The organism is Yoonia sediminilitoris (assembly GCF_003058085.1).
GTDB lineage: Bacteria > Pseudomonadota > Alphaproteobacteria > Rhodobacterales > Rhodobacteraceae > Yoonia > Yoonia sediminilitoris.
In genome coordinates, this window is record NZ_QBUD01000018.1 from 1 (window position 1) to 13,798 (window position 13,798).

Genomic DNA, 13,798 nt, shown 5'->3' on the forward strand with positions numbered 1-13,798 from the left:
ACCGCCAGCACGCCGCATAATCAAACCAAACAGATGAGCCAAACTCTCTCTTAGGTTCGGACGCTCTTGGTCCCAAAAACCCTGACGACGGACAGTCCGCAGAGATATGGTGAACTCTAGGCAGATGACGGTGCAAGATGACGTATATCTCACCGGTGATGCTGACCTGCAAATTGCAATTATGATGCAGCGGGACAAGCGGGACACAGCGGGACAAAATGAAAAATGTCCCGATGCAGAAGCGGAATTAGACGGGACAAACGGGACAAATGCCTAAGGCATGTCCCGTGTCCCGCCCCGGCTGGGCATTAATCAGAAAGAACAACTTCCCATATGATTTGTGATCACGCGGCGCAGTTCGACATCCGCAAATTGGCCAAACCTGGGTGTCACCTACCTGACCGGTTCGAGTTTGCAGATGGCGTGCTTGAAACGACTTGGACCTCGTCAAACTTTGGCGGCCGACGTCAGTGGTTCTTGTGCCCATCATGCGATCGCCGGTGCGCCATCATTTATTGTCACCCCAAGACCCTGAAGATGGGCTGCCGAGTATGTCTAAAGGGCCGCTATGCGAGCGAGTACATGTCACCGCAGGGCCGAAGGCTGCATGCCGCTTTTGCTGTTCGTAGACGCTTAGGCCAAAAGAAGGGCGGCATAGGCCCACCTTTTCCACTCAAGCCAAAGGGTATGCATTGGCGGACTTACCAAGCCATCAGAGTTGCGGCGCTTCATGAAGAACTCAATATATGGTTTCAAGGCTATGCTGACATAAGCAACATTAGCGTTGAGAAAGCAAAGCAGCGCTTTTCAAAGCATTTGTAACGTCCAGCTTAACAAGTTGCGGTTGAAACTTATTGCATATGTCGAAATGGTCAGCGGAAGAAGAGTTCTGAAGGAAGATCAATGACACCAGTCACCCAAGCTGAAATCAACAAAGCCGCATGGGGGGCATGTGACACGTTCAGGGGTGTCGTCGATCCGTCTGTCTACAAGGACTATGTGCTCACGTTGCTGTTCCTCAAATACGTCAGTGACGTGTGGAAGGATCACCAGTCCCGTTACCACGCCGAGCATCCCGATAGCCCCGAACTGGTCGGGGCCATGATGCAGCAGGAAGCCTTCAAGCTGCCGGACGGGGCCAGCTTCGATTCCTTGCACAAACGGCGGCATGAGGCGGGCAATGGCGAGCGCATCGACAAGGCTCTCCATGCCATCGAAGAGGCCAACGGGGACAAGCTGCGCGATGTGTTCCAGGACATCAGCTTTAACTCCAACAAGCTCGGCGACGAGGAGCAGAAGAACGACATCCTCCGCCACCTGCTGGAAGACTTCTACAAACCTGCGCTTGACCTGCGCCCCTCCCGTGTCGGGCAACTCGACATCATCGGCGGGGCCTATGAATACCTGATCTCTCGCTTCGCCGCCACGGCGGGCAAGAAAGCAGGCGAGTTCTATACCCCTGCCGAGGTGTCCGACCTGATGGCCCGTCTGGCCGATCCGCAACCAGGGGATCACATTTGCGATCCAACCTGTGGATCTGCCTCTCTCCTGATGAAATGCGGCAGGCTCATCCGCAATCAGGGCGGCAAGGGCTATGCGCTCTTCGGTCAAGAGGCCATCGGCTCCACTTGGGCGCTGGCCAAGATGAACCTGTTCCTGCATGGCGAGGAAAACCACCAAATCGAATGGGGCGACACCATCCGCAACCCCAAGCTGCGCACCAAGGACGACGCGCTGCGGCACTTCGATATCGTGGTGGCGAACCCACCGTTCAGCTTGGACAAATGGGGCACCGAGGCCGCCGAGACCGACAAGTTCGGACGCTTCCGCCGTGGCATCCCGCCCAAGACCAAGGGCGACTATGCCTTCATCCTGCACATGATCGAGACGTTGAAGCCCAAGACAGGCCGCGCCGTGGTGGTCGTGCCACATGGGGTGCTGTTCCGTGGCTCAACCGAGGGGAAAATCCGCCAAAAGCTGATCGAGGAAAACCTGCTGGATGCCGTCATCGGCCTGCCGGAAAAGCTGTTCTTCGGCACGGGCATCCCCGCCGCCCTGCTGGTGTTCCGCAAACACAAAGCAGACGACAGCGTGATGTTCGTCGATGCGTCGCGAGAGTTCATCTCTGGCACCAACCAGAACGCCTTGGATCAGACCAATATCGACAAGATCGTGGCGACTTATCAGGCGCGGGAGAGCGTGGATAAATACGCCTATCGCGCCACGAGGGAAGAGGTGGAGGAGAACGATTTCAACCTGAACATCCCCCGCTATGTGGACACGTTCGAGGAGGAAGAAGAGATCGATCTGATGGCCGTCCGTGCCGAGCGGGTGAAGCTGAAGGACGATCTGGCTGAACTGGAAGAGCGGATGTCAGGGTATTTGCAGGAGCTTGGGTATGGTTCCTGAGGGGTGGAGCATCACAAAGCTTTCAGACCTAGCCGACGTCAAACGAGGCGCAGGTTCACAGTATCTGACCTACGTCGATGACCCTGACGACGGCATTCGGTTAATTCGTATCGGTGATTTTTTGGGTGATAACCCCAAGTATGTCAGCCACACCCCAGACATGAACCGCTTCATACTCAAAAAAGGCGATATCTTGATCGCAGGAACAGGTGCCACGGCAGGGATCACATTTGAGGTTCCTGAACATTTCGAAGGGTTTGCGTTTTCATATAACGCACCTCGCATTCGGCCAAAGAGTAGCGTGGATAAGGTTTTTCTAGTTAACTTCCTGAAGTCAAACGAGATCACAAAACAGCAACGCAGTCTGTTTACTGGCAACGCACAACCATTCTTAGATACAAAAGCGATTGGCGGCTTCAGGATTTCGACACCCCCACTCCCCGAACAACGGAAGATCGCGGATATCCTCGCGACCTGGGACGCGGCCATCGAGAAGACAGAGGCCCTGCTAGCCACCGCCAAAGACCAAAAACGCGCCCTCATGCAATCCCTCCTCACAGGCAAACGTCGCTTCCCTGATTTCGAGGGGCAGCCGTGGAAAGAGGTGCGGTTGGGGGAGACGGGCACCACAGTGTCTGGCGGAACACCGGACAGCACCGTTGCCAGCAACTGGGATGGCGATATTCACTGGGCGACACCCACCGACATCACGAAGCTAACTTCGCGCTTTATTCGCAAGACAGCACGGATGATCACTGAAAGCGGATTAAAGGGTTCCTCTGCGAAACTTGTACCCTCTGGCACGATACTGATCTGCACTCGTGCGACCATCGGTGAAATGGCAATCGCCACCGGTCCGATCTGCACCAACCAAGGTTTCAAGAACCTGGTGCTGTCCGATGCCTTCGACTCCGATTTCATTTTCTATCTGCTCCAGTTTTTCAAGAAGGACCTCATTCGCTACGCCTGCGGATCAACCTTTCTGGAGTTGTCAAAGAAGGACTTCGATAAGCGCAGCTTCTTGATGCCCGAACTTGGCGAACAGCGACGGATCGCAGCGGTTCTGAATGATGCAGAGGATCAGATCGCTGAGCATGCACAATCGATCACCAAACTCCGCACCGAAAAGAAGGCCTTGATGCAGCAACTGCTCACGGGCAAACGGCGGGTATCCCTATGAAGACAACATTCAGTACGAAGAACGGCTCGGTCGTCACCATCGAGATTGATGAAGACAACTACACCGCCACCGTTCTTGATCAGGCCGGAACCCTAATAGGTGCCATTGAATGCCGCCTCATTGAGGATCCCCGGGCACCTGATGGCTATTGCCTAAAAATGACGAATGCGTTCTTAGAAGGGGGCAATCGCAAATATCTTCATCAAGGTATTGGGACCCGATGCATTGAGCTTCTACGCGAAGAAACGGGTTTCCCCATCTGTGTTGCAAAACATGACGGACTTACACAAGCCGATGGCAGTCATTTGACGGGTGACGCGCCCGCATTCGCAGACAAGCTTGAACGGTTGCGCTTGGTTTTCAGGCGGTAGCAACCATGGAATTGATTTGTAGATAACTGATTTGGTGAGAGATTTTGATGGTCGAGTATTGGGACGAACGCAGGGATGGTGGTGTCACCAAGGACGGGCGCACAGCTTATGAGCGCGACTATGCCAGGGTCGTGCACTCTGCCGCTTTTCGCAGACTACAGTCCAAAACACAGGTGCTGGGTGTTGGTGATAGTGACTTTTACCGCACCCGTCTGACCCACTCGATGGAGGTCAGCCAGATCGGGGAGGGCATTGCGCGTCGGTTCAAGGCCGAAGCCGTCAAGGGCACTCCCAGCTACGACATTCTGCCCGATCCTATTTTGATCCGCACTATCTGTCTTGCTCACGACCTTGGTCACCCGCCCTTTGGCCACGGTGGTGAGATTGCTCTGAACCGCTGCATGATTGACCACGGCGGCTTTGAAGGGAATGGCCAAACCCTGCGTATTATGACCCTGATTGAGCCCTACCATGAAACTCTGGGCATGAACCTAAGCCGCAGGTCACTGCTGGGTGTTCTGAAGTATCCCGCGCCGCTAAGCGCCGTGGTCAACAAGAAGCAGTATGAAGGTGCAGACGCCAGTGCGTCATCCGTGTTCAGTGCCAAGCCATTCAAGCCGCCGAAGTGCTATTTGGATACCGAGATTGAGGTCGTCAACTGGATAGCCAAAGACCTTGGTGACTGGCCACGGATCAGCAGTGAGTTTGAAGATCAGGGCGAAAAGAAACACAAGAAGACCCAGCATCACTCCCTCGATACCTCAATCATGGAGATCGCTGACGACATCGCCTATGGGGTGCACGACCTCGAAGATGCGATAGGGTTGGGCTTGATCGACCGCGCATCTTTCATCGAAGCCGTGAGTGCCAAAGACATCGCTGGGTTCTGTGCTTGGTCCGATGGCCAGTCTTATGACGATCTGGTGGGTCACCTGTTCTCATCCCACACATATCAACGAAAGAACGCGATTGGAGCATTGGTTGATTTCTGCATTCGGCACACGACCCTGGACACATCCAACCCACATGGCTTCGGCAACCCGATCTTTGGATACCAGGCAGTGTTGGCAGCCGATGCCCGTAAGGTCCTGGATGTGCTGCAAAAGCTGGTAGAGCAGCAGGTTATCTTTACAATTACAGTTCAACAGCTTGAGTTCAAAGGGCAGAAGATCGTCACCGAACTCTTCCACGCCTTTGCCACTGATCCCACCAGGTTGCTCCCACCTCGTGACGCGAAACGTTACGAAGCGATGGAGACGGACGATCTCAAGAAACGGGTAATCTGCGACTATCTCGCTGGCATGACCGACGACTACGCGACGAAACGGTATCAACAATTGTTCGAACCACGTGTCGGATCGGTATTCGACAGGATATGAGCATGACGAACCGCACTCCCGACACCCGCGAAGAAGCGGCCTCGAAACTGCCAGCGCTGCACGTGCTGATGGCCATGGGCTGGACCTATCTGTCCCCCGCTGATGCACTGGGCCTGCGCGGGTCGGAGCGGTCTGTGCTGCTGGAACCTGTGCTGCGGGAACGGCTCAAGGCGCATCGGTTTGACTTCAAGGGGCAGAGCTATCCGTTGTCCCAAGGCGGTATTGACCAAGTAATCAGAGACATCAGTGCGACGGGACTGAACGAAGGGCTGATCCCTGCAAACGAAGCGATCTACAAGCATCTGACCCTCGGCATCACCGTCACCGAGTTCGTGGATGGCCAGCGCACATCCGTCACAGTGCCCTTGATCGACTGGGCTGATCCAGTGGCCAACACCCTGCATGTTGCCGAAGAGTTGAGTGTCGAACGCCCCGCAGGGATGGGCCGCTATCGGCCCGATGTCGTGTGCTACGTCAATGGTATTCCCCTGGTGGTGATCGAGGCAAAGCGCCCCAACTCGTCCACTAAAGACGCCGCGATGGTGACCGAGGGGATCAGTCAGCACCTTAGAAATCAAAAGTCTGACGGTATCCAAGACCTCTACGCCTATTCACAACTGCTGCTGTCGATCTCTGGCACCGACGGGCGCTATGGCACCACTGGCACACCTGCGAAGTTCTGGGGAGCCTGGACCGAGGAAGAGATCACCGAAGCCGAGATGCAGGCCGTGAAGTCCACCCCCCTGACAGAGGCCCAGAGAACGGCCCTGTTCGCGGACAAGCCCAAGTGGATGCGGGACGACTTCGACAGACTTCACAGCGGCCCTGTGCTGTTCACAGAACAGGATTGCTTGATCACCAGCCTGCTGCGCCCTGACCGCCTACTGGACTTCACCAGGCGGTTCATCTTCTTCGACCGAAAGCTGGGCAAGATCGCGGCCAGGTATCAACAGGTCCAGGGGGCCAAGGCGATCCTGTCCCAAGTGGCGAACCAGAAACCTGACGGTAGCCGTGAAGGCGGCGTCATCTGGCACACCACGGGGTCGGGCAAGTCGAACTTGATGGTGTTCCTGACCAAGGCGCTACTGCTGGATGCCGAGCTTGCTGGATGTCGGATCATCATCGTGACTGACCGAGTGGACCTGGAAAAGCAGCTTGCTGCGACCTTCATGACGGGCGGGGCCTTTGGGTCTGCCGTGGCCACTAAGAAGGAAGGCGAGACCTCCAAGGTGCAATCAGGTCGTGATCTGGCAAAGCGGATCGGGTCAGGGTCGGAACGGATCATCTTCACCCTGCTGCAAAAGTTCAATTCGGCCACCAAACTGCCAGAGTGCAAGAACACATCTGACAAGATCATCGTCCTGGTCGATGAGGGACACCGCAGCCAGGGTGGTGAGAACCACGAACGGATGCGACAGGCCCTGCCTAATGCGGCCTTCATCGCCTTCACTGGGACACCCCTGCTGAAGGAGGACAAGACCCGCAACAAGTTCGGCCCGATCCTCCATGCCTATACGATGCAGGATGCAGTTGAAGACGGGGCTGTCACCCCGTTGGTTTACGAAGAACGAAAACCCATCGTCGATATCAACGACAAAGCTATCGACTCATGGTTTGAAAAGATCACAACGGGCCTCACGGATAGTCAGAAGTCCGACCTCAAACAGAAATACTCTAGCCGTGGGCAAGTCTATGGCGCTGGCGGGCGCATTGATCTGATCGCCTTGGACATTGCCACGCACTTCACCGAGAACTTTGCCAAGCTAGGGCTGGGCCTCAAGGCGCAACTGGCGACGGACAGTAAACTGTCGGCAATCCGCTACAAGAACGCCCTCGATCTGACGGGTATGGTGACCAGCGCGGTTGTGATTTCTTCCCCCGACACAAGGGAAGGTCATGAGGATACCGACGAGGCCAAGACACCAGAGCTGCAGACCTGGTGGAAGATGAACGTTGGCAATGATGCGGAGACCTACGAGACGGATGTAATTGAACGGTTCAGCACTGATGGGGCCCCAGATATCCTGATTGTCGTGGACAAATTGCTGACGGGCTTTGATGAACCGCGCAATGCCGTCCTCTACATCGACAAGCATCTCAAGGGGCACAACCTGCTCCAGGCGATTGCACGTGTGAACCGACTGCATGAAGCCAAGCAGTTCGGATATCTGATCGACTACCGTGGCATCCTGGCCGAGCTTGATACGTCTATACAGGACTACCAAGACCTCGCTTCACAAACCCAAGCCGGATACGAGATCGACGATCTCGCGGGTACGGTCACCAATGTCTCTGTCGAATACAAACGTCTCCCTAGCCTGCATGATGCGCTGTGGGCGATCTTCTCAGCCGTGCAGAACAAGCAGGATGTCGAACAGTTTCGGCGTATTCTGGTGCCAAGGACTGCCGAAGATGGGGCGGGCCATAGCATCGACGCCAACCAGAAGGTGCGTGAGGACTTCTATGATGCACTGACAAAGTTTGGTATGTGCCTCAAGCTGGCGTTGTCATCGCGGACATTCTTCGAGGATGGGGCCTTCGACGAGAAGACGATCCAGCGTTACAAGCGTGACCTGCGGTTCTTCACTGAACTGCGCGCACAGGCTAAGCGTGATGCGCAAGAGACCGTGGATTTCTCTGAATACGAAGAGCAAATCCGCCGAATGGTCGATAAGCAGGTGATCGGCCAAGAGGTGGTTGACCCCGAAGGTTATATTTGGGTGGACACGCTTGGTCAGGCCGATGATCGCGAAGACTGGTCGGACGAGAAGACCCGTACCGAGGCCGATGTCATTAAGACCCGTCTCAGGAAAACCATCGAGCAGGACCTTATCGATGACCCCTATGCACAACGGGTGTTCTCCGAACTGCTGAAAGAAGCGATCCTCGCAGCGGAAGCGATGTTTGATCACCCTGGCAAGCAATACGTCATGTTCAAGGACCTAGAAGAGCAGGTCGCGGCTCGGAACACCCCTGGTGTGCCGGATCGGTTCGCGGATCACCCACGGGCACAGTCCTACTACGGGGCCCTGCTGGAACAACCGGCGGGTGCGGAACAAGATGAAGACGTTCTGGTTGCAGAAGCCATGCACATCGACACCACCGTTGATGACGCCGTGCAGACGCACTCGATCAACCCTGGCAGCATCGAGGCCGAGATACGCAAGGCTCTGTTGCCACGTTATTTCAAGTTCCTCGGCGGTCTGGACGCTGCGAATGAACTGATCGACCAGATCGTAGGCATTGTTCGTGCAGGTGCGAACAAGCCATGACAGGCTTCATTCTGGCATACGGGGATCACCGCATCCCATACCAGGTCTCATATGATGACGCCCGCAAATCCCGTGTTGCAATCCACGTCAATCCCGACGGATCGGTCGCCGTCGATGCCCCAAATGGGTTCTCAGACCAGTCCATCAAACAAGCCGTCCAGAAGAGGGCCCGTTGGGTGGTCGGGCATGTCAGTGAAGCGAGGGAACGCTACGCCCATGTGCGGCCCCGTGAATATGTTTCCGGTGAACAAGTACTCTATCTGGGCCGCCGCTATGTGCTCAAGGTGATCCCCGTGGATACCAAACCATCCCCTACACGGCTGCGTGGCAATCGGCTGGAGGTCGAGACCACCAACGGCACGGAGGACGACATAAAAGGCCGACTCCGTGCCTGGTACCGCGTCCGAGGGCGGGACTACCTGAGCCGCCGCATCGATGCTCTGGCCGAAAGCCTACCGTGGGTAGATGCACCACCACCGTTCCGGTTGCTGGAAATGTCACGTCAGTGGGGAAGCTGCTCCCCATCCGGTGAAATCATCATCAACCCGCATTTGGTCAAAGCACCCCGCCAGTGCATCGACTATGTGCTGATCCACGAACTTGCCCACCTCAAACACCACGACCATGGCGCTGCATTCTGGAAGCTGATCGATGCCCATGCAGGTGATTGGCGTCAAACCAAGAAGCAGCTAGATCGGTTGGCAGAAGTGCTTCTGGCTGATTGAACGGAGATAGGGTCATGGGGCAAGCCAAGCGGAAGATTTTGAGCAACAAGTTGTTCTTGGAGAGGCACAAATACTGCTGTTTGTGTGGAGGATCAGTCTATGCAACAACTATCGAGCATGCTCCACCAAAGGTGTTCTTCGTAAACAAGGAAGTTCCGTCGGCTACGCATCGAGTGCCCGCATGTGAACGTTGCAACTCTGGTTCGAGCGGATCTGACCAGGTTGCTGCTCTCTCAGCCTTAATTCAATCAACGATCCATCAAGATATTCCTGAAACCTATATGGAAAAGCTGGTGAAGGGCGTACAAAACAATGCCCCCTCAGCTTTTGCCGCGATTGCGGAGGGCAGTTCCACAGACGTACCGATTAAGGTTAACGGACGAGTGAACATGTATGCCCGTGTTGAAATTGACAATTCAATCTACACAGATTGGCTCAACCCTTGGGCTGCAAAACAGGCTTATGCACTCCATTATCTTCACGCTGAAGGAAAAATACTGCCTGACACCGCCAAGGTGATGGTCCGATGGTTCACAAATGCCCAAGTCATCGATGAAGAGACGCCCGACGATTTGCTACGTTCACTGAGGAACTACGGAGAGTTACGACAAGGTAAGAAGACATCAGAGCTTCAATACAGCTACAAGTGGCAGCTGGAAGGAGAAGTGGGATGCTTCGTATTAATGCTGCACGACGCGTCTATGCTCTTGCTTGGTATCTTCCAAGATTCGGAGAAGGCCAAGGCATTCCCGCACTGGAATATTTTTTCAACGAACGCACGGCGGGGCATCCACCGGGTCGAGTCGTGAAACGTAGAACAGGATATAGGTCCCGACACTAGCGGAGCTTGACTGCATTCATGCTGCGGTTTTGCCGAGACAGGCAGCAGAAGGAGGGTGGATAATTGGGGGGGTATTATAAAGCAATCGTATCACTTTTTTGTTGATTATCAATGCGTTGCTTAATTTAAATGGTGCCCGGGGGCGGAATCGAACCACCGACACGAGGATTTTCAATCGAGCTCTGCCTCCTACTTTAATTGTGGGTAGCAAGGCCACAACCGATATTCAAAGAGCCTAAAACGAGCCTAGGAGAACAACTATCGTCGGCTAAGTATCTGATTTAATGGTGCCCCCACACGGACTCACAATCTATTTTTAGTCGATTGTATTTAAACGTAAAAGATTTTCGGATATCTATCCGTACCCCCGATCGTACCCCCAAAATCAATTTCCAAGGGGGTATTTTGGCGTTCAAGGGGCATAGATGTGTGTCTGGATTGTCCGTCGTCATATAAAATGGGACATAAGAGGGGCTTGAGCATTGGAGGCTCTGGCTCGTTTGTGTGATTGATTATGCGGCTTGTTTTTGATGTTGCAAGCGGCGTTCGCGGATCGTCAGCTTCTTAATCTTCTCCCTTTCTCTCAGAATAGCTTTGTCGCGACCGAAGTAGACGTCGGCCGGTGTGACGTTGTTCAGGCTCTCGTGGTAACGTTGATTGTTGTAATACTCGACGAATGCGCCGATCTGGCGTTCGAGATCACCCGGTAAGTAGTAGTTCTCGAGCAGAACCCTGTTCTTCATGGTCTGGTGCCAGCGTTCGATCTTGCCTTGGGTCTGTGGGTGGAATGGCGCGCCACGGACGTGCTTCATGCTTTGCCCTTCCAGCCATTCAGCTAAATCACCCGAGATGTAGCATGAGCCGTTATCGCTGAGCAGACGCGGCTTGTGGCGCACGACGGCTTGGTCGCAACCCGATACCGCCAGTGCCAGTTCGATCGTGTCTGTCACATCCTTGGCCCGCATGTTTGTGCAGAGTTTCCAAGCGATGATGTAGCGGCTGTAATCATCCAGAATAGTGCTGAGATAATACCAGCCCCAGCCGATGATCTTGAAGTAGGTGAAGTCGGTCTGCCACATCTCGTTGATGGCCGTGGTCTTGTCCGCAAACTCTTCGGCCGCCTTGATCACCACATAGTCTGGTGCCGTGATCAGATCAGCGGCTTTGAGAATGCGATAAGCTGATGATTCAGAGACAAAATACCGCTTCTCATCCGTGTATTTGACGGCCAGTTCCCGCGTGGTCAGCGCTTCATGTTCCAGCGCAAACTCAATCAAGTCGTCACGACGGGCATCCGGGATGCGGTTCCAGACCGATCCTGGGTGTGGGGATCTATCAGCCAGCCCATCCAGGCCACCATCGACATAAAGATCATACCATCGATAAAAGGTCGTGCGCGGGATGCCCAGCATGTCGAGGGTCTGCTTAACCGGCAGGTGCGATCCCTCCACGGTGCGGATGATCTCCAGTTTCTCGGACGCAGGGTATCTCATTCCTCGAACTCCCCAGCACCTGTCATGCTTTTTTTGAGCAGACGGTTTTCAAGGGTCAGATCAGCGACGCACTCTTTCAGGGCCAAGGACTCAGAACGCAAATCCTTTACCTCAGGCGATGTGGCCTGCCGCGCCGTGTCGCCAGATAACCGGCGCTTGCCAGCTTCAAGAAATTCCTTCGACCAGCTATAATAAAGGCTTTCAGCAATACCCTCCCGGCGACACAGCACCGAGATGCTCTCCTCGCCACGCAGGCCTGCCAATACAATGCGGATCTTCTCTTCAGCTGAATAGGTTTGCCGCGTCTTGCGGCGGATGTTCTTCACCACCTTCTCGGCGGCGGCTTTCGATGTTTGTGGCTTCTTCGTCATCTCGATCTCCTAATCGATAAGATGAACCAGAAATCCTCCCTTATTCAAATCCTCAGATATGTCCCACACGTGCTGACGTCAGACAATAGCAGGTATTGGTCGCTTCTTGTGTCAACGCATGACTTTATTTGACTTCATTGTGACGGCCTCGATTATCTAGCGCTCGTTCACTGCAGACGACCCACAAGTTCAATAAGATGCCAATGCGACAAAGATGAACCATGAACCATGAACCATGAACCATGAACCATGAACCATGAACCATGAATTTCCTTGAAAGTCTTATCAAGCATTTTTCGTGGAAATGCTGCTAGTCGGAGTATCGTTTTACACGTGGCCCTATCTGTACCACCTGCCCGACTGCAGGCATCAACACCCTGTTTTTATTAAATTTACGCCCGGCAGAAACAACACAAACCGGCAACAACCCATGCATCAGTCTTGCGACAGATTTTAAGTGCGCCTTCGGAAAGCATGGCTTCATTTGTCATCATTCTTGACGGTCGTTGTGCTTGCCAGGACTTAACATTAGTTAACATTTCCAACAGGCGCCATGGCCACCCTCGGGTATTGTTTTGATCGCCGACACTAAGCTTTTACGCCGCCCTAAAACTGCCATTGGATCGTCTAAGGTCATAAATGCGCACGAGGTTGCAAACTGTTCGAAATCTTGCGACCACCTCTAAAAATGCTTTCATTCGCTTTCATTTTGACCGTCTACGATGTTCGAAGCAGCTTTGTCATACCGATGTATTTTATCTGACCAGTGACCCCAATACTGTTCTTACTTGTTCTACTTATTGAGCGACTTTATGACGTCAGGAACTTGCGACAGTCGCGACATCTGCGACACGAATAATCAGGACTGGGCTCTTGTAGCGGATGTCGCGGTTGTCGCAGCGATGGCCATCACGCTCGTCAAGGATGGCCACATTTCTTTTGCCATTGTGGTTTCATGCAACACGTACCTGCTTCCCAAAGACTTAACGAACACGCTGATGACAACTAGCAATGATCGCAAAGATGACCCTCCCGGTGTGGCCTTTACATATCGCACAAGGACACAAACAAACCGACATCAACGAACTGCTGCCTTGGAATCACGCCAAACACGTGTGACCAGCGCACCGCTTACATTTAGAATTGGGGGATTACCGGCGCATTCTAAAATGGGTTGCGAAATTCCCCCTATCTTACTGGAAAACAACGAAAATGAAGAATGCTACATGCGAAGTTGAATCTATGAAAGCGTGCAAGCGGCAACGATCTCTAAACAGAATTATCTCGGGAGCGGAGTTCTGGGACCAAAGAATTTAGAAGGATTGTTAGCCTGTTGCTCGCTTCCCTGTCGTCTAGAGGACTAGGGCACAGAATTGTGCAATCACGGGCCTGCACTATAGTTTCTAAGTCGCTCCACTGACTGGTGGGAGGGGGAAAGACTACGAATGCGCCCATAGGATGACACCTTACTATCTTATCGTCGGCCACCCACCCTATCGTTCTCCGATATCGTTCAACTATTTGAGGCTTGGTCTTTATTTGGTTAATATTTTTTTTATGATGTTCGGCCGTTGCCAAAGCTGCATCTCCAACCAAAAGTGTACTGTCAGTGCTACTCACTATTCGAATTAGGTAATCTGGCGAACACTTCTCTTCCAAGCCAAGGAATGGTCGATCGCGATCTACATCTTGATTGCTAGCAGCCCACTCGAACGCTGGAATGCCACGCTCATGAACCGGTGGCATTTGCGTATAGT

At 53.8% G+C, this 13,798-nt stretch carries 8 protein-coding genes; 7 read left to right on the forward strand and 1 reads right to left on the reverse strand.

The annotated features are described in order from the left end of the window. The first annotated feature begins 903 nt into the window (after positions 1 to 903). The 7 genes from C8N45_RS20840 to C8N45_RS20870 are packed head-to-tail and all read left to right on the forward strand — an operon-like array spanning position 904 to position 10,145. On the forward strand, positions 904 to 2,409 hold the full coding sequence (locus C8N45_RS20840; protein ID WP_108388624.1) for a type I restriction-modification system subunit M: 1,506 nt from the start codon (positions 904 to 906) through the stop codon (positions 2,407 to 2,409). Then, the gene (locus tag C8N45_RS20845) at positions 2,399 to 3,589 is read left to right on the forward strand and encodes a restriction endonuclease subunit S (RefSeq protein ID WP_108388626.1); all 1,191 of its coding nucleotides are present in this window, start codon (positions 2,399 to 2,401) and stop codon (positions 3,587 to 3,589) included. The genes C8N45_RS20840 and C8N45_RS20845 overlap by 11 nt, the downstream gene beginning before the upstream one ends. Then, positions 3,586 to 3,960, forward strand: a complete 375-nt coding sequence (locus tag C8N45_RS20850) for a hypothetical protein (RefSeq protein ID WP_108388629.1) — start codon at positions 3,586 to 3,588, stop codon at positions 3,958 to 3,960. The genes C8N45_RS20845 and C8N45_RS20850 overlap by 4 nt, the downstream gene beginning before the upstream one ends. A gap of 47 nt (positions 3,961 to 4,007) precedes the next feature. Then, positions 4,008 to 5,339, forward strand: a complete 1,332-nt coding sequence (locus tag C8N45_RS20855) for an anti-phage deoxyguanosine triphosphatase (RefSeq protein ID WP_108388631.1) — start codon at positions 4,008 to 4,010, stop codon at positions 5,337 to 5,339. A 2-nt stretch (positions 5,340 to 5,341) separates the two neighbouring features. Next, positions 5,342 to 8,611 (forward strand): type I restriction endonuclease subunit R, encoded by a 3,270-nt coding sequence (locus tag C8N45_RS20860; RefSeq protein WP_108388680.1) that lies wholly within the window; start codon positions 5,342 to 5,344, stop codon positions 8,609 to 8,611. After that, the gene (locus tag C8N45_RS20865; protein ID WP_108388633.1) at positions 8,608 to 9,336 is read left to right on the forward strand and encodes a M48 family metallopeptidase; all 729 of its coding nucleotides are present in this window, start codon (positions 8,608 to 8,610) and stop codon (positions 9,334 to 9,336) included. The genes C8N45_RS20860 and C8N45_RS20865 overlap by 4 nt, the downstream gene beginning before the upstream one ends. 14 nt (positions 9,337 to 9,350) lie before the next feature. Beyond that, positions 9,351 to 10,145: a hypothetical protein gene (locus tag C8N45_RS20870; RefSeq protein ID WP_133176026.1), complete on the forward strand. Its 795-nt coding sequence runs from the start codon at positions 9,351 to 9,353 to the stop codon at positions 10,143 to 10,145. A gap of 544 nt (positions 10,146 to 10,689) precedes the next feature. Here C8N45_RS20870 and C8N45_RS20875 read toward each other — a convergent pair. Then, a protein-coding gene (locus C8N45_RS20875; protein ID WP_108388637.1) for an IS3 family transposase occupies positions 10,690 to 12,041 on the reverse strand; the annotation gives its coding sequence in 2 pieces (ribosomal slippage) (positions 10,690 to 11,705 and positions 11,705 to 12,041; 1,353 coding nt in all). Positions 12,042 to 13,798: the final 1,757 nt, after the last annotated feature.

What these genes read in the sequence shown, in the direction of transcription:
- C8N45_RS20845 (WP_108388626.1), top strand. Translation starts at nt 2,399, where the DNA reads ATGGTTCCTGAGGGGTGGAGCATCACAAAGCTTTCAGACCTAGCCGAC.
- C8N45_RS20850 (WP_108388629.1), top strand. Translation starts at nt 3,586, where the DNA reads ATGAAGACAACATTCAGTACGAAGAACGGCTCGGTCGTCACCATCGAG.
- C8N45_RS20870 (WP_133176026.1), top strand. Translation starts at nt 9,351, where the DNA reads ATGGGGCAAGCCAAGCGGAAGATTTTGAGCAACAAGTTGTTCTTGGAG.
- C8N45_RS20855 (WP_108388631.1), top strand. Translation starts at nt 4,008, where the DNA reads ATGGTCGAGTATTGGGACGAACGCAGGGATGGTGGTGTCACCAAGGAC.
- C8N45_RS20860 (WP_108388680.1), top strand. Translation starts at nt 5,342, where the DNA reads ATGACGAACCGCACTCCCGACACCCGCGAAGAAGCGGCCTCGAAACTG.
- C8N45_RS20865 (WP_108388633.1), top strand. Translation starts at nt 8,608, where the DNA reads ATGACAGGCTTCATTCTGGCATACGGGGATCACCGCATCCCATACCAG.
- C8N45_RS20840 (WP_108388624.1), top strand. Translation starts at nt 904, where the DNA reads ATGACACCAGTCACCCAAGCTGAAATCAACAAAGCCGCATGGGGGGCA.